At 63.9% G+C, this 17,246-nt stretch carries 18 protein-coding genes and 1 pseudogene; 2 read left to right on the plus strand and 17 right to left on the minus strand.

Annotation, left to right across the window (positions count from 1 at the left end; translation table 11 throughout):
- The 4 genes and pseudogenes from Y703_RS0112590 to Y703_RS0112605 form a co-directional block, all read right to left on the minus strand.
- Positions 1 to 807: pseudogene (locus Y703_RS0112590) on the minus strand (hypothetical protein); the annotation flags it as partial.
- A gap of 137 nt (positions 808 to 944) precedes the next feature.
- Positions 945 to 1,487, minus strand: a complete 543-nt coding sequence (locus Y703_RS0112595) for a RecX family transcriptional regulator (RefSeq protein WP_026552983.1) — start codon at positions 1,485 to 1,487, stop codon at positions 945 to 947.
- 210 nt (positions 1,488 to 1,697) lie between these two features.
- Positions 1,698 to 2,771 (minus strand): recombinase RecA, encoded by a 1,074-nt coding sequence (gene recA, locus Y703_RS0112600; protein ID WP_026552984.1) that lies wholly within the window; start codon positions 2,769 to 2,771, stop codon positions 1,698 to 1,700.
- Between the two features lie 190 nt (positions 2,772 to 2,961).
- Positions 2,962 to 3,180 (minus strand): DUF3046 domain-containing protein, encoded by a 219-nt coding sequence (locus Y703_RS0112605; protein ID WP_026552985.1) that lies wholly within the window; start codon positions 3,178 to 3,180, stop codon positions 2,962 to 2,964.
- 98 nt (positions 3,181 to 3,278) lie between these two features.
- Between Y703_RS0112605 and Y703_RS0112610 the strand changes: the two genes are divergently transcribed.
- A complete protein-coding gene (locus tag Y703_RS0112610; RefSeq protein ID WP_026552986.1) occupies positions 3,279 to 3,752 on the plus strand; it encodes a MarR family winged helix-turn-helix transcriptional regulator in 474 nt (157 codons plus the stop codon).
- Positions 3,753 to 3,819: 67 nt separating this feature from the next.
- Here the strand turns inward: Y703_RS0112610 and Y703_RS0112615 are convergent, their stop codons facing one another.
- From Y703_RS0112615 to dapA, 6 genes are all read right to left on the minus strand, one after another.
- Positions 3,820 to 4,260 (minus strand): helix-turn-helix domain-containing protein, encoded by a 441-nt coding sequence (locus Y703_RS0112615; RefSeq protein ID WP_026552987.1) that lies wholly within the window; start codon positions 4,258 to 4,260, stop codon positions 3,820 to 3,822.
- 126 nt (positions 4,261 to 4,386) lie between these two features.
- A complete protein-coding gene (locus Y703_RS0112620) occupies positions 4,387 to 4,905 on the minus strand; it encodes a CinA family protein (protein WP_253908036.1) in 519 nt (172 codons plus the stop codon).
- Position 4,906: 1 nt separating this feature from the next.
- Positions 4,907 to 5,533, minus strand: coding sequence for a CDP-diacylglycerol--glycerol-3-phosphate 3-phosphatidyltransferase (gene pgsA, locus Y703_RS0112625; RefSeq protein WP_026552989.1), 627 nt, complete (start codon positions 5,531 to 5,533; stop codon positions 4,907 to 4,909).
- 9 nt (positions 5,534 to 5,542) lie between these two features.
- On the minus strand, positions 5,543 to 8,452 hold the full coding sequence (locus Y703_RS0112630) for an FtsK/SpoIIIE family DNA translocase (RefSeq protein ID WP_026552990.1): 2,910 nt from the start codon (positions 8,450 to 8,452) through the stop codon (positions 5,543 to 5,545).
- A 97-nt stretch (positions 8,453 to 8,549) separates the two neighbouring features.
- Positions 8,550 to 10,241, minus strand: coding sequence for a ribonuclease J (locus tag Y703_RS0112635; RefSeq protein ID WP_026552991.1), 1,692 nt, complete (start codon positions 10,239 to 10,241; stop codon positions 8,550 to 8,552).
- Positions 10,238 to 11,185 (minus strand): 4-hydroxy-tetrahydrodipicolinate synthase, encoded by a 948-nt coding sequence (dapA, locus tag Y703_RS0112640; RefSeq protein WP_026552992.1) that lies wholly within the window; start codon positions 11,183 to 11,185, stop codon positions 10,238 to 10,240. The genes Y703_RS0112635 and dapA overlap by 4 nt, the downstream gene beginning before the upstream one ends.
- 86 nt (positions 11,186 to 11,271) lie before the next feature.
- Here dapA and Y703_RS0112645 point away from each other — a divergent pair, with 86 nt between their 5' ends.
- Positions 11,272 to 12,444, plus strand: a complete 1,173-nt coding sequence (locus tag Y703_RS0112645) for a heparan-alpha-glucosaminide N-acetyltransferase domain-containing protein (RefSeq protein ID WP_026552993.1) — start codon at positions 11,272 to 11,274, stop codon at positions 12,442 to 12,444.
- A 6-nt stretch (positions 12,445 to 12,450) separates the two neighbouring features.
- Here the strand turns inward: Y703_RS0112645 and Y703_RS0112650 are convergent, their stop codons facing one another.
- The 7 genes from Y703_RS0112650 to Y703_RS19770 form a co-directional block, all read right to left on the minus strand.
- The gene (locus Y703_RS0112650; RefSeq protein WP_026552994.1) at positions 12,451 to 12,933 is read right to left on the minus strand and encodes a hypothetical protein; all 483 of its coding nucleotides are present in this window, start codon (positions 12,931 to 12,933) and stop codon (positions 12,451 to 12,453) included.
- An 8-nt stretch (positions 12,934 to 12,941) separates the two neighbouring features.
- Positions 12,942 to 13,700, minus strand: coding sequence for a 4-hydroxy-tetrahydrodipicolinate reductase (dapB, locus tag Y703_RS0112655; protein ID WP_026552995.1), 759 nt, complete (start codon positions 13,698 to 13,700; stop codon positions 12,942 to 12,944).
- A gap of 49 nt (positions 13,701 to 13,749) precedes the next feature.
- The gene (locus Y703_RS0112660) at positions 13,750 to 14,202 is read right to left on the minus strand and encodes a molybdenum cofactor biosynthesis protein MoaE (RefSeq protein ID WP_026552996.1); all 453 of its coding nucleotides are present in this window, start codon (positions 14,200 to 14,202) and stop codon (positions 13,750 to 13,752) included.
- Positions 14,192 to 14,674, minus strand: coding sequence for a MogA/MoaB family molybdenum cofactor biosynthesis protein (locus Y703_RS0112665; protein WP_026552997.1), 483 nt, complete (start codon positions 14,672 to 14,674; stop codon positions 14,192 to 14,194). The genes Y703_RS0112660 and Y703_RS0112665 overlap by 11 nt, the downstream gene beginning before the upstream one ends.
- Entirely contained in the window at positions 14,671 to 15,171 is a 501-nt protein-coding gene (gene moaC / locus Y703_RS0112670; protein WP_026552998.1) for a cyclic pyranopterin monophosphate synthase MoaC, read from the minus strand. The genes Y703_RS0112665 and moaC overlap by 4 nt, the downstream gene beginning before the upstream one ends.
- Before the next feature lie 20 nt (positions 15,172 to 15,191).
- A complete protein-coding gene (gene glp / locus Y703_RS19765) occupies positions 15,192 to 16,538 on the minus strand; it encodes a molybdopterin molybdotransferase MoeA (protein WP_081743530.1) in 1,347 nt (448 codons plus the stop codon).
- 73 nt (positions 16,539 to 16,611) lie between these two features.
- A partial coding sequence (locus Y703_RS19770) for a molybdopterin-dependent oxidoreductase (RefSeq protein WP_035765019.1) occupies positions 16,612 to 17,246 on the minus strand: 635 nt, incomplete at its 5' end.

Genomic DNA, 17,246 nt, shown 5'->3' on the forward strand with positions numbered 1-17,246 from the left:
TACTGCGGCAGCCTCTGCGGCGGCCTGCTGCTCGAGGAAAGCAGCCTGTTCCTGCAGACCCCGGATACGGTCCGCTTCCAGTTCGGCTGTGGTGTCATTCAGTTCCGCGAGCTGTTCGAAAAGCTCAGCGCCACGAATTTCCTGGTCCTCGACCGAGTCGCGGGCAGCAACGTCGTCGCCCTGCGCAACGCTGAGTCGTTCAGCCGCCTCCGCTGTGAGCTCGCGGTGTCGATTCGTCGCTGAGTCGTAGCGGTCCCGCAGCGACTCGACCTCACGTTCAGCTGCAACAGCGTCGCTGTAGGAGCCGGCGGCCCGGTCTGTAACCGTCTCAAGCACCATCATGCGGTCAAGCAGGTCCATGGCACCGCCCGGATCGAGTAACACGAGCATTCCGGTGTGGGTGCTACCGGTTTTGTAGGACAGGGCTGCGGCGGCACCCGCAGCCCGATGAAGGTCTGCAGATTCAGCTTCGGCGCTGGCTAGCTTACCGGCCAGCGTGTCCGAGAGCCGTTCACTCACCCGCAACTCCTGGGCCGCTCGCGAGTGGTCGGCCGCCGAACGAACCGCTGTATCGCCCAACTCAGCCGACGTGGAGCGGAGCTCCGCCAGCAATGATTCAATCTCGGAGACCTGCCCGGCTTTGGTCGAGGCGTTGTCCTTGGCCGCCCGGACCTCGTCCCACGTGGGGAAGCCCTGCGCGGCGGCGGGGGCAATAGAGATCAGAAGGGAGGCGCCAAGAGCCAACACGGCCAACGCTGCACCAGCGCTCGTCCGCGCAGCAGTAAAACCCCGCCCCAGCCAGATCATAACGCTGCTCAGACTACAGTTCGGCGTTCCTGCTCCGCCATAGGTCTGAAGCAGTTTTAAGGGAACGAATGGGTAACGAATCGGCGCCGGGCATAGCCGGACGCTGCACTATCCCGGCCGTCGCTGACCGGATCTGATCACAGAAAATCGGTGTCAGCCGCGCAGTCGTCTGCATCGTCGAGCACCGACCTCACCACGCCGAAAGCGAGGGACGGGCTGTATCCCTTGCGGCCGAGCATGCTCACTAAACGTCGGGTCTCTTTGTCCCGGGCTGCCCGGTCGCCTCCAGCGCTGCCTGGACGGTGCTTGCGCCGCACGAGGTGCTCGGCTGCCTCTCGCTCCTGCTCATCGCTCACCTGGGAAAGAGCCGCCTCGGCGAGGTCACCGTGGATCCCCTTCTCAGCCAACTCACGCTTCAGGGCACTCCGGGCCAGCGAACGCGTCTCTGCCCGGCTGCGCACCCACAGCATCGCGAATTCGGCATCATCGATCAGCTGGACCTCTTCGAACCGATCCAGCACCGCTGTCGCCACCTCATCCGGCACATCCCGCCCCGCCAGTTTCGCGGCCAGTTGATGACGGCTCTTCGGTGCGAGGGTCAGCTGGCGTAGCACGATCGACCGCGCCGTCGCGTACTGGTCAATGTCACCTGCGGGGACTCCCTGGTCCTCCGCCGGCAGGTCCTCCGCCGGCAAACCCTCCCCAGGCAAACCCTCGGCGGTCAAGCCCTGTGCCAACGAGCCTTCTCCGGGCAAACCAGGCGAGTCAACGCCGGTCCGCTGACGTCCCCGTGGTTTCCGTCCGGCACTCTCGGCCTTCCACCCGGCGGATTTCCGGTTGGCGTTCAGGCCGCTAGGACGCCCGCCGTTCTGTCCGAAAGGCATAACTGCCTAGCGGGTCTCTGAGCTAACCGCCTTGAGCTTCGGCTCAGCCTTCGTCTTCGGCTCAACGGGTGCGTCATCGGCCGCTACACCCACTCCCAGCTTCTCGCGGATACGCCGTTCCAACTCGTCGGTCAGGTCAGGGTTATCCAGCAGGAACTTCCGCGCATTTTCCTTTCCCTGGCCCAGCTGGTCACCGTCGTAAGTGAACCAGGCACCCGATTTCTTCACCAGACCGTTCTCCACTCCGACATCGATCAGGCCGCCCTCGCGCGAAATTCCGTAGCCATAGAGAATGTCGAACTCGGCCTGTTTGAAGGGCGGCGCCATCTTGTTCTTGACCACCTTGGCGCGGGTCCGGTTCCCTACTGGCACCGCGCCCTCCTTAAGGGTTTCAATCCGGCGGACGTCAATACGGATGGAAGCGTAGAACTTCAACGCCTTGCCGCCGGTAGTCGTCTCGGGGCTGCCGAAGAACACACCGATCTTCTCGCGAAGCTGGTTGATGAAAATAGCTGTGGTCTTGCTTTGTGCCAGGCGTCCGGTGATCTTTCGGAGTGCCTGGCTCATCAGCCGCGCCTGCAAGCCCACATGGCTGTCTCCCATGTCGCCCTCGATCTCCGCGCGCGGGACCAGCGCAGCCACTGAGTCAATCACCACCACGTCAATTGAGCCGGAACCGATCAGCATGTCCATGATCTCCAGCGCCTGCTCACCAGTATCCGGCTGCGATACGAGAAGCGCGTCGGTGTCGACCCCGAGCCGCTTGGCATATTCGGGGTCAAGGGCGTGCTCGGCATCAATGAATGCCGCAATGCCGCCGTTGCGCTGCGCGTTGGCTACCGCGTGCAACGCCAGGGTGGTTTTACCTGAGGACTCAGGACCGTAGATCTCCACGACCCTCCCGCGGGGAAGCCCTCCTATCCCCAGCGCAGCGTCAAGCGCAATGGAGCTGGTGGAAATGGTTTCGATGGGCGCGCGCACCTCATCGCCCAGACGCATCACCGAGCCCTTGCCATACTGCTTGTCAATCTGCGCGAGTGCTGCTTCGAGTGCTTTCTCGCGGTCTGCTGGTGCGGCCATTCTTCACCTCAGTTGGTTATGGCCGTTATGGCCGTTGTCGTGTTCAATTCGACCGTAGCCCGGGGCACTGACAAATTGAGAAGCTTCCCGGCGTATGTGGATAACCACGCGGTCCGTCTGTTAAGAATGATAGTCCTATCCGAACAAATATTCGAATAACTCCGGCGGCGTGTCAGGTGTACGCCCGCCACTATTTGGGGGTGATATCCCTGCCCAAACGTCGCTCCTGAGGTACGTCCTGCAGATCACAGACCGCTACCCAAATCTCACGGGGGCTGATTCCTGCCCCGAGGGCTTCCTCAGGGGTCCGCCCCCCGAGTTCCGCGAGGACTACTGTGCGGGCGAGGGTGCGGGAGTACCCGCCCCCAAATTCGTCATCCATAAGCCGCCAAAAGGCACTGGTTCGCATGAAGTAATCCTCTCATTTCCGGTTGGTGGCAGCTCTCAGTGCTTTCAAAACCATTAAGGTTGGTAGGCGATTGTGCAGGTCACCATAGAATGAACCACATGACAGCCGATCACAGCGAAGCCGATCCCGCAGTTGACACTGCCATTCAGGCACTTGAACAACAACTGAGTATGTTGTGGCGGAGGGCACGGTCAAATTCCTACAAGGTAGCGCGGCGCGTCCACCCGGACATGGAACCGGCTGCGTATGGCCTGTTGGTGATCCTGCAGCGGGAAGGGGCAATGCGGCTGACAGATATTGCCGCGAGCATCGGCGTCGGCAAACCATCGGTCAGCCGGCAGATAGCCATGCTTGAGCAACTGGGGCTTGTGCAGAAGGAGGCTGACCCGCTCGATGGCCGGGCGCAGTCCATCACGCTGACGTCTGCTGGTTCACAGCAGTTGGTGACCGCGCAGACCGCTCGCAAGGAAGCTTTCCACAACCTGATGGATGACTGGGAGGTCGACGATCTCACCACTCTCGGCCAACTAATTGCCCAACTCAACGAGACTTATACCAAAGACAATTGGTGAGTGACCCCACAAGAAAGCCCGCCAGGTCATTCCGGCGGGCTGTCTCTATGCTGTTCTGGACTAGCTGTTAGCTGGTGGTTGCGGCCAGACCGCGGCTGAAGTCGTCTGACAGGTCATCGGGCATGTCGCCGACGAAGGCCCGCGCGAATTCCTGGGGCACGGTGTCCGGTACTGACACGCCCTCAGCCTCTGCGAGACGCTCACTGACTTCGCGGAGCATGAGGGACAACGGAACATCGAGCGCAGTGCAGATGGACGATAGCAGCTCAGACGATGCTTCCTTCTGACCCCGCTCCACCTCACTGAGGTAACCAAGGGAGACCCGAGCACTATGCGATACTTCGCGCAGTGTGCGGCCCTGCCGCTGGCGGACATCCCGGAGAACGTCGCCAATCTCATGGCGTAGCACTACCATCTTGCGCTCCTTCGGCTTGCGCTGTGCGTCTTCCGCCAATCCCACATCCCGCCAACGGACTACTCCGTTTATGGATATGGGTTGCTTTACCATCTGAATCGCCATGCTCCCTCGTTGCAATTGATCCGGTGTCTCCTCACGGAGGTGGACCGGCTTGGTGGTTTCAAGCTTAGGCTGTCAACCTGTTCAATGGCTGACAGTAATGATAACTGTTCGGTCCTAGGATTTGTTCCCGGGGTCCGATTCAATTAGTGCAGCGTGCAGTTGCTGAAGTGCGGCACTGCACGCGAGCGTTCGTACCTCATTGCGGTCGCCGTCAAACAGGTACTCGCTCACTGCCGTGCCGGCAGCTGACGCCACCGCCACATAGACGGTGCCCACCAGTTTGCCCCCGTGCGGCTCAGGTCCTGCGGCGCCGGTGGTCGACACGCCCAGGTCGGCGGCGAAAACGCGGCGCGCACCCTCTGCCATCTGGCGTGCGACGCGGGCGTCGACGGCCCCTGTTGCGGCAAGTCCCGCGGGATCGACGCCGAGAACGCTGACCTTGATTTCGTTCTGATAGGTCACTGCCCCACCCTGGAACACTGCCGAAGCGCCGGGCACCGCGCCGAGCGAGGCTGCAACCATCCCGGCCGTCAGGGATTCGGCTGTGGCGATCGTCCGGCGCCGGAGAGCCGCCAACCGGATCACCTCGGAAGCCGTCCCTGGTTCCTCGGCGAGCTCCATCAGAACGGCCACACTACGACGTCGCGCTGCCGGATTGCCCACGTGCGCGGGAATCGCGCCTTAGCCGGACGGCCTGAACAATGTAGTCGAGCCCGGTAATGACTGTTACCGCGACAGCTGCCAGCATCACTGCGATTGCCAGCCAGGTGTACCAGTCGCCCACCATACCGGCCAGTGGGAGCAGGTACAGGAAGATGGCGAATGTCTGGATCACTGTCTTGAGTTTGCCGCCGCGCGACGCTGGCATCACCCCGTACCTAATGACAGCGAACCGGAGCACTGTGATGCCCAGTTCCCTGACCAGGATCACTATCGTGACCCACCACCAGAGTTCGCCGAGGACCGAGAGCAGAATCAGTGCTGAGCCGATCAGCAGCTTGTCAGCGATTGGATCGGCAATTTTGCCGAAGTCGGTGATGAGCCCGCGACTGCGGGCCAGGTCCCCGTCGAGCTTGTCCGTATAGATCGCGACGGCAAAGACCGCCACCGCCAACCAGCGGAACAACCCGTTGCCTCCGCCGGGGGCCGAGTCGTCGAGCAGCAGGAACCAGACAAAGAAGGGGACCAACAAGATCCGCACAACCGTTAGCACGTTGGCGATGTTCAGTGTAGGGGCCGGTTTGGCCGGAGGAGTACTCACGGCACAAGGCTACCTTCCCGTGAGCGACCAGGCGTCAGTGGAACCGTCATCGTCGTCGTCCGATCCATCATGATGCTGACCCGCCTGACGACGGGATTCGAGGTCATCGGCCACCAAATCAACCGGTTGCGCTGCAACAACCGCGGAGGCTGGCTCGTCGGGGACCGCGACCGGCCCATCGCCGCGCATGGCCCCGAGCACTGCCGCCAGGTCGTCCGGCTTGACCAGCACGTCGCGGGCTTTGGAACCCTCCGAGGGCCCCACTACCCCGCGGGACTCCAGGAGGTCCATCAGCCGCCCCGCCTTGGCGAACCCGACGCGGAGCTTGCGCTGCAGCATGGAGGTGGAACCGAACTGGGTGGTAACCACCAGCTCAGTCGCCTGCAGCAGCACATCGAGATCGTCACCGATGTCGTCGTCAATCTGCTTCTTGGGCGCCTCGACAGCTACGTCCTGGCGGTAGTTGGCCTTCAGCTGGCCCTTGACGTGCTCAACCACCCGATGGATCTCGGACTCGGTGACCCAGGCTCCCTGAACGCGCATCGGCTTGGACGCCCCCATGGGGAGGAACAGTGCGTCGCCCTGGCCAATGAGTTTCTCGGCTCCCGGCTGGTCAAGAACCACTCGAGAGTCAGTGACCGACGACGTGGCGAACGCCATCCGCGAGGGCACGTTGGCCTTGATCAGTCCGGTGACGACGTCGACAGAGGGCCGCTGGGTAGCGAGTACCAGGTGAATACCTGCCGCACGCGCCAGCTGCGTAATGCGGACGATCGAGTCCTCGACGTCGCGCGGTGCCACCATCATGAGATCGGCGAGCTCGTCGACGATGACCAGCAGGTACGGGTAGGGCCGCACCACCCGCTTGGAACCTTCGGGCGGGACCACTTTCCCGTTCCGGACCGCCTTGTTGAAGTCGTCGATGTGCTTGTACCCGTAGTTGGCCAGGTCGTCGTACCGGGTGTCCATTTCGCGGACCACCCATTGCAGCGCCTCGGCAGCCTTCTTGGGACTGGTGATGATGGGGGTGATCAAGTGCGGCACGCCCTCATAGGCGGTGAGTTCCACCCGCTTGGGATCGACCATCACCATACGCACCTCGTCGGGGGTGGAGCGCATCAGGATCGACGTGATCATGGAGTTAACGAACGATGACTTACCTGCACCGGTGGCGCCTGCCACCAGCAGGTGGGGCATCTTGGCCAGGTTGGCGACGACGAATCCACCCTCGACGTCCTTGCCCACGCCCATCACCATAGGGTGATCGGTCTTGCGTGCATTACCGGAGCGAAGCACATCACCGAGCGACACGGTTTCCCGGTCGGTGTTGGGGATCTCGATGCCGATGGCCGACTTGCCCGGAATCGGGGACAGGATACGCACGTCAGAGCTTGCTACGGCATAGGAAATGTTCTTGGACAGGGCGGTTACCCGTTCCACCTTGGTGCCCGGTGCCAGCTCAATCTCGTACCGGGTCACCGTGGGGCCACGGGAGAACCCTGTCACCTTTGCGTCCACGTGGAACTGGTCAAGGGTGTGGGTCAGGGCGGCGACTACCGAGTCATTAGCTTCCGAGCGTTCCTTGGGCGGAGTTCCGGCGGGCAGGTAGTCGGACGGCGGCAGGGTGTAGGTGACGTCGCCAGCCAGCTGCAACTGCTCGGTGCGCTGTGGCATCGGGGTGATCGGAGCTGGCGCCTGGACGGGATTCGAGGGGACCTGCGGTGCGGCCGCAGGCAGCACCGCCATGGCCTCGGTGGCCGGTTCCTGGTCGTGCCCACCGGACTCCGACGGATCGCCGGGGATACCGTGTTCCTGTTTGATCTTTTCAGTAGCCCGTTCCTGTTGGGTGGGGCGGCGGACCCCCGGTGGCACCCGCGGCTCCGCGGGGACCGGAGGTGTTCTCTGGGCAGACTTCCCGTCGTCGTGGCCGTCATCGTCGGCCAGGACCGCCCGCTCGAACGCCTCGTCACCGACGTAGCCGTCCAGCTCGGCCTGATCGCGGTCAGCTGCCCGGTCGCGGCCGAACAGACGCATTTTCCGCTTGCGCTTTGGAGCGGGAGTGGACTGACGACCGTCAAGGTAGCTCTGGTCGTGCGCCCCGGCCGCTTCCTCACCGCTCCCCGACTTATCCGCCGTGCGGACGTCGCTGTCGATCAGGTCCTGGCCCATCAGGTGCTCATACAGCGCTCGAAGCCGGGACGGGATGTGGCGGAAGGGCGTGGCGGTGACGATGAGCACGCTGAGAAAGATCAGGGCGGAGAGGAGTACCACTACCGGCCACTCGGTGAGAAGGCCGCTGAGCGGTCCGGCAACCAGGAAGCCCACTACTCCCCCGGCTTGCCACAGCCGTCCAAACCCATCGGCAAGGGCCGGCGCACCGCCCGAGAGGTGGGCGATCCCCGATCCGGCGAACAGGGCGATGGTCATGCCAATCCCTACCCGGTTGTTGGCCCGGTGGTTCTCCGGATACCTGAACAGGCGGACCGCGCCGATCAGGAGCATGAACGGCACCAGCAGCGCCATCCAGCCGAACGTCCCCGCAGCGACGGCATGGACCACATCAGCACCGGGTCCGGTAAGTGCCCACCACTCGACTGCCGCAACTGCAACGCTAAGGATCATGAGGAACAGGCCGGTGCCATCCCGGCGAAGGTCCTTCTCGGGATGGACATCGTGCCCGAACTTGCGGATGCCCGACGCGACCATGTGGGCGGCTCCCATCCACAGGCCCCTCAGGGCACGCAGGGGCAGGGGAAGGGTGTCGCCGGGCAGCACAGGCTGCTGTTTGGTCGGCTGCCTGGAGGTGCCGGTGCTCTTGTTAGCACCGCTTCGGCCCGAAGTTGAACGCGCAGCAGCCGGGGTGTTCTTACCGCGCGACTGCTGTGAACCCCTGGGGCCCGGGGAAGTACGAGTCGCCATAGAGGCAACGGTACCCGATATGGCCGCGGATTCCCGGGACATTCTATGCCCAGTCAGTCCGAGCCTTCAGCCAGCGATGGTGCCGCACCCCGGGTTGCTAGGCCTCCAGAACCACCGGGATGATCATTGGGCGACGGCGGTAGCGGCGGTTGACCCAGGTGCCGATCACTCTGCGGACCACCTGCTGCAACTGGTAGACCGTGTGGTCCTTGTTGCTCATCACCGCTTCCTCAAGTGCCGCGTTGAGCTTGGGCTTGATCTCGTCGAACACCGAGTCGTCCTCGGCAAAGCCTCGGGCGTGGATGTCGGGGCCGGACACAATTTTGCCGGTACTCCGGTTGACCACTGTGACGATCGAGATGAATCCCTCTTCGCCAAGGATGCGGCGATCCTTGAGGTCGGCGTCGGTGATCTCCCCGATGCTCGACCCATCCACGTAGACAAACCCGCACTCGACTGCGCCAACCACCCGCGCTACGCCGCCCACGAGATCGACGACAGACCCGTCGTCGGTGAGGAGCACGTTCTCGGTCGGGATACCGGTCTGCTCGGCGAGCCGGGCATTGGCGATCAGGTGCCGGGTTTCCCCGTGCACCGGCATGACGTTCAGTGGCTTGAGGATGTTGTAGCAGTAGAGCAGTTCGCCGGCAGCCGCGTGCCCTGAGACATGGACCTTTTCGTTGCCCTTATGGATGACCTCGGCGCCGAGCTTGAGCAGCCCGTTGATGACCCTGAACACCGCATTCTCGTTGCCGGGAATCAGCGATGACGCAAGAATCACTGTGTCGCCCTTGCCCACGGTGATCCGATGGTCGCCATTGGCCATCCGCGACAGTGCGGCCATCGGCTCGCCCTGGGACCCGGTGGACATCAGGACTACCTTGTCGTCGGGCAGGTTGTCCACATTCTTGATGTCGACGAGGATACCCTCGGGGACCCTCAGGTAGCCGAGTTTCGCAGCGATGGTCATGTTTCGGACCATCGAGCGGCCAGCGAAACAAACGAAACGGCCGTGGGCCTCGGCGGCGTCGAGCACCTGCTGCACACGGTGAATGTGGGAGGAGAACGAAGCGACGATGATGCGCTTGGTGACCTGTCCGAACAGCCGGTCGAGCACCGGGCCGATCTCCCGCTCGGCAGTGGTGAAGCCCGGCACATCGGCGTTGGTGGAGTCGACCATGAAAAGGTCAACACCCTCTTCACCCAACCGGGCAAACGCCCGCAGATCGGTGATGCGTCCGTCAAGGGGGAGCTGGTCCATCTTGAAGTCGCCGGTATGCAGGACGTTGCCTGCGGCAGTGCGGATAAACACTGCAAGGGCATCAGGGATTGAGTGGTTGACCGCCACAAATTCGCACTCGAACGGGCCGAACTGTTCGATCTGTCCCTCGGTAACGGTGAGGGTGTACGGAGTGATCCGGTGTTCCTGCAGTTTAGCTTCGATCAGGGCCAGCGTGAGCTGGGAGCCGATCAGCGGAATGTCCTTCTTGTGCCGCAGCAGGTACGGGACGGCACCGATGTGATCCTCGTGGCCGTGCGTCAGGACCAGGCCGACGACGTCGTCGAGCCGGTCCTCGATGTAGGAAAAGTCCGGCAGGATCAGGTCGACGCCGGGCTGCGTTTCCTCGGGGAAAAGGACTCCACAGTCGACAATGAGTAGCTTGCCGTCCAGCTCGAAGACCGCCATGTTCCGGCCGATCTCGCCCAGACCACCGAGCGGGACAATGCGGAGCACCCCCGGCGCGAGGTCCGGTGGAGCGATGAGCGCTGTAGCTGCCGACACAGTCATGCTGGCAGTCCGTCAGCACGGCGGGTGGAGCGTGGGTGGTCGAAGGTCATCCCCGCCTCGGCCAGGTCAGCGAGTACCGCCTCCATCTCGACGGCGGAGGGGCCCACGAGCGGAAGCCTGACGACGGCGTTGGGGATGAGCCCCTGCATCTTGAGGATCTGCTTGGCCGATACTGCCCCGGGGATGTGGGTCATGACCGCCCGCACCACTGGGTCGAGCTCAAAGTGGATCCGGCGTGCAGTGACGACGTCCTCGGCAGCGGCGGCGTCGACCAATGCCCTGAACTGGGCGGTGGCCACGTGGGCGCTGACGCTGACGACTCCTACAGCGCCGGCCATCATCCACGGCAGTGTCAGGCCGTCGTCGCCGGAGTACACGTCGAGGGTGGTGTTGGCGAGTACCCGGGTGATCTCCGCGAAATCTGCCTTGGCATCCTTGAGCGCAACGATCTTCGGATTGTCAGCCAACCGGATCATCGTCTCGGTCTGGATCGGGATGCTGGACCGGCCCGGAATGTCGTAGATCATGATGGGCAGCTCGGTGGCAGCGGCGATCGCTTCGAAGTGGGCCAGCACACCGGCCTGGGTGGGCTTGTTGTAGTACGGGGTGACCACCAGTTGCCCGTCGACCCCGGCGCGCGCTGCCCGTTGCGCCATCTCGATTGAGTGCGAGGTGTGGTTCGTTCCGGTGCCGGCGATGACCTTGGCACGCCCGCCCACCGCTTCGGCCACCGTCCGGAAGAGGTCTTCCTTTTCCTGGTCCTCAAGTGTTGACGTTTCGCCTGTGGTACCGGATATCACCAGCCCGTCGCAGCCGTCGTCGACCAGTTGCACGGCGAGCTGGGCAGTGGCATCGAAGTCAACGCCGCCATCGGCCGTGAAGGGGGTCACCATCGCTGTGACCAGGGTGCCGAAGGGAAGGGTGCGGGTGTCGGTTTGAGCCATGGGTAAACGTTACCCGGTCCGAAACGCTTTGGCGTCAGGAGCCAGCGCCACAGCGCCAGGCACAGCCGCTGTGAGACGATCAGGTAATGGTTTCCCCCAGCATTTCCCGTCGAGTCAGCGGGGTCGACGCCGCGCGCGGCGTCGCGCTGTTAGGGATGATGAGTACCCACATTTTCGCCCTGTATGTGCCGGGGACCGCTGACGCCTCGTGGGTGGCTCAGGTGTTCTCCGGGCGGGCGTCGGCCCTGTTTGCCGTGGTCGCCGGACTTGGACTGGCCCTGCTGACCGGCGGGTGCAAGGTTCACGACCATCGGGCGATCGGCATGGACCGCCGGGGTATTGCTGCCCGCGCGGCAATCATCATGGTGATCGGGCTGATGCTCGGCGGGCTGGAAACCAACATCGCAATCATCCTGTTCCACTACGGAGTGCTGTTCCTGCTCGCCCTGCCGTTCGTGTCGATGCGGGTATCACGCCTGATCTGGTGGGCAGTCGGCTGGACTGTGCTCTCTCCCGTGGCCGCGTACCTGCTGCGGCCGTGGATCCTGGAAACGGTCAATCCGCCCTCGATTGGCGGAAATCCCCTGTGGCAGACCCTGCTGGAACCGGCTACGCTGCTAGCCGACATCACAGTGACCGGTTACTACCCGGCCCTGCAATGGTTGAGCTACCTCCTGATCGGTTTGGTGATCGGCCGGCTGCCTCTGAAGGATCTCCGGGTCCAGCTGGGCCTGGTGGTGTCAGGTCTGGTTCTGGCGGTCGCCGCGAAGCTGGCCAGCGGCTACCTCCTGGGTCCGCTGGGAGGCCTGGCCGCACTCCTGGAAACTCCAGACGGCAGCAGGTACCCGCTCGAGGCGATGATGAGCGTCAGCCTGACCGGGGTTGAGCAGTCTGACTCCTGGTGGTGGCTGGCCGTCAGCGCGCCGCATTCTGGCTCCCCCCTTGATTTGCTGCACACCAGCGGGACAGCTGCACTGGTGATTGGGCTGTGCCTGCTCGCGACCCGGAAGTTCGAATCGGGACTGTTGCCGCTCTCTGCTACCGGTGCAATGACCCTGACCCTGTACACCATTCACATCTGGACCATGAGCGTTGTCGATGCCCAGGATCCAGTTCCCGAACCATCCCTCGTCTACTGGGGCCAGGTGGTGGTGTTCATCGTCCTCGGAATCCTTTTCCAGCGCATCAATGCACGGGGACCACTGGAACTGGTGACCTCAGGTGCTTCCAGGGCGGCGCGGTCCGGCCTGAACGGCTGACGAGTCTCAGCTGGCCGCTTTGTACAGCTTCCCTGCCGTGCGCATTGAGCGTCGAGCTCTGGTTCTATCCCCCGCAGCGTCATAGGCGCACGAAAGCCTGAACCACCCGCGCCAGTTCTCGGGCGCGGCTTCGACCTCTGCCTGGTACTCGGGGAAACGTGCGTCGGCCGCCGAACGCACAATCCGCCCGGCCGGAGTGCGAGGTAGGTCGTCGACCGGAAGCCCGCCCTCGGCATCCAGTTCGGTGGCCATCTTCGAGGTCTCAATCCCGAACAGCAGTTCGCGGATCATGGCCCAGCCGCCGATGAGCGGCAGTAGCAGGTAAGCCAGTCCCAGCGCCTTGGCAATCAAGTCCGGATCGCTCAGCAGAATGACGCTGCGTTGTAGTGCGACGGCGAGCCAGAAGACGAGCAGCAGGCTCACCAGGGCCACACCAATTTTCGCCCGGTGGCGCTTCACAGCACCAAGGAATCCAGCAGTTCCAGCCATAGGGTATTTCACGCTTCCAGATCGAGATAGCCGTCCAGCCCGACCGTCAGGCCGGGATGGCATGCGACGCCGCGGATGCCCAGCAGTACACCGGGCATAAACGACTCGCGGTGGTACGAATCATGACGAATAGTGAGCTGCTCCCCGGCTCCACCGAGGAGCACCTCCTGGTGGGCCACCAGACCGCGCAGCCGCACCGAGTGCACCCGTACGCCGTCGACGTCGGCGCCGCGGGCTCCGTCGCGCTCGGAGGCAGTCGCGTCGGGGCTCGCGGGGAGGCCAGCTTCCCGGCGTGTCTGCGCGATCAGGTGGGCGGTCCGCACTGCTGTGCCCGAGGGGGCGTCCACCTTGTCCGGATGATGCAATTCGACAATCTCGACCGACTCGAAGTATTTCGCTGCACGGGCGGCGAACGCGGAGGCCAGCACCGAGCCGAGGGCGAAGTTCGGGGCGATCAACACACCGGTTGCCGGATGGTCGGCGAGGAGGGTGCTAATCCGGTCAAGCCGTGACTCGTCCCATCCGGTGGTCCCGACCACTGCGTGGATGCCGCGCTCGACGGCAAACACCACGTTGTCGAACGTAGCGTCGGGAACTGACAGGTCCACAATGCACTGGGCTCCCGCGGCGACGATCGTGTCCAGGGAGTCCTCGCGCCCGAGGGCTGCGACGAGCGTCAGGTCCGGTGCCGCATCGATTGCTTTGACGGCCTCCGACCCCATGCGCCCGGCGGCGCCCAGCACGGCCACGGCAAGTTGTTCAGTCATAACGTCTAACCCTACTGAACGGGCACTCCCCTGCCCATTTAGTCACCGGTCAGGAGCCGGCACCCGATTCGGCGCTACCGGCTCCGACCCACTCGACTGTGCCGTCAGTGAAGAATTGTTCCTTCCAGATCGGCACCTTTTCCTTGACGGTGTCCACCAGTTCGGAACACGCACTGAAGGCTTCGCCGCGGTGGGCTGAGGCGACCGCCGCAACCAGAGCGGGGTCGCCGATTTCCAGCGGACCGACACGGTGGGCAACCCAGATTCGGACGCCCTGATACCGGGCGGCGATCCCGTCAGCGATCTCGACGATGATCCGCTCAGCACTGGGATGCGCCGAGTAACTCAGCGACCTGACGTCGCGGCCGCCGTCGTGATTTCTCACCACTCCGCCGAATCCAACCACAGCCCCGCAGTCCGGAGCGTCGACCTGTGCCAGGGCCTCGTCGAGGCTGATGCTCTGCTGTGCAAGAGACACGTGCACCACGTGGCTAGTGTTCATTCTTTCCTTCCAGCTGGGCGCAAATGTGCCCCAGCAGCGGTTTTAGCACTGCCAACCCGTCTCGGACTCCGCCGGGCGACCCGGGCAGGTTGATCACGAAGGTGGAGCCGGCGGTACCAGCATGTCCGCGGCTGAGGGCGGCGGTGGGAACCTTTTCGATGCCCAGGCGACGAACTGATTCCATAATTCCCGGCAGGTAGCGCTGGAGGTACGGTTCGGTCTGTTCGGGGGTGACGTCGTCGGGGCTCAACCCGGTTCCGCCACTGGTGATTACCACCGATGGCGAATCCTTGAGTACGCCGCCGATCGCCTGACCCACTGGGTCGCCGTCGGGCACTACCAGGGTTCCCCGCGGCTCGAAGCCGTTATCCAGCAACCACCTGTGGATGATTGGACCGCACTCGTCCTGGTAGACGCCGGCGGCGGCGCGGGTTGAGGCGATAATCACTGCTGCGGTGCGTGGTCCCGTCATGCCGTCCAGTCTCCGCTCTTACCGCCCGACTTCGCGAGCACCCGCGTGTCGGTGATAACTGCACGCTTGTCCACTGCCTTGATCATGTCGTACAGGGCCAGGGCTGCCAGCGAGGCTCCGGTCAAAGCTTCCATTTCGACGCCGGTCACGGCTGTCGTTTTGACCGCGCACGTGATTGTCACAGTGGTGGCAGCGGCGGCGTGGTCGGCGGTGTCGAAGTCTATGGTGATCTTGCTCAGCGGCAGCGGGTGGCAGAGCGGAATCAGCGAAGAGGTCTGTTTAGCGGCCATAATGCCGGCCACCCGTGCCACTGCAAGAGCGTCCCCTTTAGGCAAACCGCCCGCGGTGATCAGGCCCACCACCTCGGCTGTGGTGTGAAGGACGGCCTGCGCGGTGGCTTCGCGGATGGTTTCGGCCTTCGCGGAGACATCGACCATGTGGGCGCTGCCGTCTGCGCGGACGTGGCTTAGCGACGCCGGGGTGGGGTTCTCGGTCATGCTGTCCTTACTGTGTTTGATCACTGCTGTGCTGCGTCGGATGCCAAGGGGTACGCCGCCGGGATCCCGAAGGACTGTGCACCGCGAACCCCGTCCACCAGCCACACCGACACCAGGTCACCGGCCGCCAGACTTCCAGTGCCGGCCGGTAGGTGGACCAGTACATTGGATTCGGCCAAGGCGTGGATCAGGTGCGATCCGGGACCGCCTACCAGCCTAACCGTTCCAACTGCTTCACCGGCAGCTGCCCGGGGCGTGTACCAGCCCCGGCGGACCTGATGTTTGGCGTCAGGCGAGGTCACTTCAGCTTCGAGCGCGGCGCTGAGGGTGACCCGAGGATGTGGAACGCCAGCGACGGCGGTGAGCGCAGGGCGGAGGAACATTTCAAAGGAGACGAGGGCACTCACCGGGTTGCCAGGAAATCCAAGGAACGGCACGCCGCCGATGGTCCCCAGCGCCTGCGGCCCGCCCGGCTGCATGGCGACTGACAGGAACTCGACGCTGCTGTTGGCCAGCGCCTGCTTTACCACCTCGTAGGCACCCTGGCTGATTCCCCCGGTACTGAGGATCAGCTGGATAGAGCTGTCAGCAGCGGCTGCCAAGGCTTCCCGCAGCAGCACCGGGTTGTCGGCCATCAGCCGGTGCCTGATCACTGCGGCGCCCGCGTCGAGGAGCGCGGTTTCCAGCAGGGTGGTGTTGGCGTCAAAAATCTTTCCGGGTTGGGGTGTGCTGCCGGGCTCCTGCACCTCGTCGCCGGTGGTCAGCAGGAGGACAGTGAATGGGGCGCGGACCGGGACCGTCGCAACGCCGCAGGCCGCGAGGAGCCCCAGCTGCGCCGGACCGAGGAGAGTGCCAGCTCCGAGGGCTGTAGCGCCGGCAGCGATGTCGCTGCCGGTCCGCCTGATGAACGCACCTGGTTCGACTGTCTCGGGCAGCTCGACACTCAGGGAAAGGCCCGAGTCATAGTCGGCGGCAGAGTAGAACTGTGCTGGGGTAACCCGTTCGATCGGAACGATTGCGCCCGTGTGCCGCGGAATCATGGCGCCGGTCATGATGGGCGCAGCGGTTCCCTCAACCAGGTCCGGCGGTTCGATGCCCGCCGGAATGGGTGCGCCCACGCTGAGGGTTCGGCCCGGTTGATCACCAGCCGAACCCAGATCGGCCTCGTGGATGGCATAGCCGTCCATCTGGGAATTATCGAACGGGGGCAGGCTCACCGGGGCGATCACTTCCTCGCTGAGCACCCTCCCCCGCGCGTCAGCCAGCGGGAGCAGGACACTGCTGGAACCGCTGGTCGTGTCGTAGCTGCTGCTGTAGCGCAGCAATCCCAGCACGGCCTGCTGATGTTCTTCGACGCTTCTGATCATGGGGTCCCTACCTGCCGTCGCGGTTGCCTCTGGTTCTCCACCCTAGCGCCCTGTGTGACGGGATGAGGGGACCTCAGGAGACAGTGAAAGTCACTGTGTGCAGCCCGGTGGCGCCGTCGGGTGCCGGCTGCGAGAACTGATCCACCTGTACATCGCCGGTGGAATCGATCGCCCTGACCTGAGCGGTGTGGGAGCCCGGCTCCAGCTCGAACTCGGCGGAAAACTGGCGCCAGGTGTCCCGCGAGATTTCAGCTCCGAGCTGGGCCTTCTGCCACCGCCCGCTGTCCATCCGAACCTCAACGGCCCGGATTCCCCGGTGCTGCGCCCAGGCGTAGCCACCGACGACAACGGTTCCTCCCGGCACCGTCGAGCTTCCCCGGGGTACGTCGATCCGTGAGGAGGTTTTGACCGGGCCCCGATCGGACCAGCCGCGGGTGGACCAGTACGCGACGTCGTCGTCGTACCGTGTCACTTTCAGCTCGGTGACCCATTTGGTCGCAGAGACGAACCCGTACAGTCCCGGAACCACAAGACGCACGGGGAAGCCGTGCTCTACCGGGAGAGTCTCGCCGTTCATTCCGACGGCGATCAGCGAATCCCGGTTATCGGTCATCGCCTCCAGCGGTGTGCTGGCGGTGAATCCGTCAACGCTGCGCGAAAGCACCATGTCGGCGCCGTCCCTCACCCCGGCCATGGCCAGCAGCTCGC

Origin of the sequence: Arthrobacter sp. H20 (genome assembly GCF_000520515.1) — a bacterium.
Taxonomy (GTDB): Bacteria; Actinomycetota; Actinomycetes; order Actinomycetales; family Micrococcaceae; genus Arthrobacter_D.

Bases quoted from the DNA above. Each gene is read 5' to 3' on its own strand.
- recA (WP_026552984.1), bottom strand. From the start codon at position 2,771: ATGGCCGCACCAGCAGACCGCGAGAAAGCACTCGAAGCAGCACTCGCG.
- Y703_RS0112605 (WP_026552985.1), bottom strand. From the start codon at position 3,180: ATGCGAACCAGTGCCTTTTGGCGGCTTATGGATGACGAATTTGGGGGC.
- Y703_RS0112610 (WP_026552986.1), top strand. From the start codon at position 3,279: ATGACAGCCGATCACAGCGAAGCCGATCCCGCAGTTGACACTGCCATT.
- Y703_RS0112615 (WP_026552987.1), bottom strand. From the start codon at position 4,260: ATGGTAAAGCAACCCATATCCATAAACGGAGTAGTCCGTTGGCGGGAT.
- Y703_RS0112630 (WP_026552990.1), bottom strand. From the start codon at position 8,452: ATGGCGACTCGTACTTCCCCGGGCCCCAGGGGTTCACAGCAGTCGCGC.
- Y703_RS0112635 (WP_026552991.1), bottom strand. From the start codon at position 10,241: ATGACTGTGTCGGCAGCTACAGCGCTCATCGCTCCACCGGACCTCGCG.
- dapA (WP_026552992.1), bottom strand. From the start codon at position 11,185: ATGGCTCAAACCGACACCCGCACCCTTCCCTTCGGCACCCTGGTCACA.
- Y703_RS0112645 (WP_026552993.1), top strand. From the start codon at position 11,272: ATGGTTTCCCCCAGCATTTCCCGTCGAGTCAGCGGGGTCGACGCCGCG.
- Y703_RS0112650 (WP_026552994.1), bottom strand. From the start codon at position 12,933: ATGGCTGGAACTGCTGGATTCCTTGGTGCTGTGAAGCGCCACCGGGCG.
- dapB (WP_026552995.1), bottom strand. From the start codon at position 13,700: ATGACTGAACAACTTGCCGTGGCCGTGCTGGGCGCCGCCGGGCGCATG.
- Y703_RS0112660 (WP_026552996.1), bottom strand. From the start codon at position 14,202: ATGAACACTAGCCACGTGGTGCACGTGTCTCTTGCACAGCAGAGCATC.
- Y703_RS0112665 (WP_026552997.1), bottom strand. From the start codon at position 14,674: ATGACGGGACCACGCACCGCAGCAGTGATTATCGCCTCAACCCGCGCC.
- moaC (WP_026552998.1), bottom strand. From the start codon at position 15,171: ATGACCGAGAACCCCACCCCGGCGTCGCTAAGCCACGTCCGCGCAGAC.
- glp (WP_081743530.1), bottom strand. From the start codon at position 16,538: ATGATCAGAAGCGTCGAAGAACATCAGCAGGCCGTGCTGGGATTGCTG.